We start from the raw sequence: 1,325 nt of genomic DNA, 5'->3' as shown, positions 1-1,325 counted from the left end.
GGGCTATCAACAGTATTAAAATAATTGGACAAAGTTAAACATAAATAGACATTTACTGTGATATATTAGATTTATGTTTAACTTATTAAACTATTAAAAGAGGTGGCCGACAACTGAAATGCAATCAATCAAGACCAAATTAAAAGTTAACAATTATCAAAAAACCATACTTGCCAAACACGCAGGTGTAGCCCGTCATGCTTATAATTGGGGATTAGCAACTTGCATTTGTGAATACAAGGAAACTAAGAAACGGCCTAGTGCTATCACTTTACATAAACGTTTGATTGCTGAAGTAAAAAGTGAAAATCCCTGGTATTATGAGGTATCGATCGGGTGCCCCCCAGCAAGCATTAAGAGATTTAGAGAGGGCATTTAAAAACTTTCTAACTATTCCTGAACGTGGATTTCCAGTCTTTAAAAAAAAAGGCAGAAAAGACAGCTTTTACTTAGAAGGAAGTATTAAGATTATTCAAGGAAACTACATACAATTACCCAGAATAGGAATAGTAAAAACTTATGAAATTTTACCCTCTGTACCAGTAAAAAACGTCACCATCTCAAAAAAAGCAGATAGTTGGTACATCAGTTTCAAGTACAATTTTGAATCCGAACCAACAGAAAAAGTTGGAGAAACTATTGGTGTAGATATAGGCATAAATACATTAGCAACCTGTTCTGATGGCAGCAAATTTGCTAATGTTAAAGCCTACAGGCAAGCCAAAAAACAATTAGTTCGTCATCAACGTGCAGTCAGCAAAAAAGTTATTGGCTCCAAAAACAGATGCAAAGCAGTAAAAAAACTAGCTTCATCACACAAAAAAGTAGCCGATATCAGAGCAGATGCACTACATAAACTCACTTCATGGTTAGCTAAAAACCACAGCACCATAGTAATTGAGGATTTAAACGTAAGTGGAATGCTCAAAAATCACAAACTAGCAAGTGCTATTGCTGATTGTGGCTTTTATGAATTTAAGCGTCAGCTGACATACAAATGTGAATGGTACGGCAGTAAATTAGTCATAGCGGATAGATTTTATCCAAGTTCTCAAATATGTTCAAACTGTGGGCATCAACAGAAAATGCCGTTGCACTTGAGAACTTATGAATGTAGTGAATGCGGTTTTGAAGCTGATAGAGATTTGAATGCTGCTATCAACCTGAAAAACTATGTGAATCAGTAGCTTGAGTTTCAAGCGATTTTAAGCCTGTGGAGAAGATAAGTTGCAGACTGCGGTCGGTGGTCTTCTGTGAAGCAGGAAGCTAGCTCCAAAGCTCATGCAACCATGTATGGGTAAGTTTGGGTAAGTTTAGTAGAACGG

General features: G+C 36.5%; 2 protein-coding genes. Both read left to right on the top strand.

The annotated features are described in order from the left end of the window. The first annotated feature begins 118 nt into the window (after positions 1 to 118). Positions 119 to 379, top strand: coding sequence for a helix-turn-helix domain-containing protein (locus tag D5R40_RS40480; RefSeq protein ID WP_240039182.1), 261 nt, complete (start codon positions 119 to 121; stop codon positions 377 to 379). Beyond that, a complete protein-coding gene (locus tag D5R40_RS33040) occupies positions 303 to 1,187 on the top strand; it encodes an RNA-guided endonuclease InsQ/TnpB family protein (protein ID WP_240039181.1) in 885 nt (294 codons plus the stop codon). The genes D5R40_RS40480 and D5R40_RS33040 overlap by 77 nt, the downstream gene beginning before the upstream one ends. Positions 1,188 to 1,325 lie beyond the last annotated feature (138 nt).

It is taken from the genome of Okeania hirsuta (assembly GCF_003838195.1).
GTDB classification, from domain to species: domain Bacteria; phylum Cyanobacteriota; class Cyanobacteriia; order Cyanobacteriales; family Microcoleaceae; genus Okeania; species Okeania hirsuta.
This window is presented reverse-complemented; position numbering and strand designations above follow the sequence as displayed.

What these genes read in the sequence shown, in the direction of transcription:
- D5R40_RS40480 (WP_240039182.1), top strand. Translation starts at nt 119, where the DNA reads ATGCAATCAATCAAGACCAAATTAAAAGTTAACAATTATCAAAAAACC.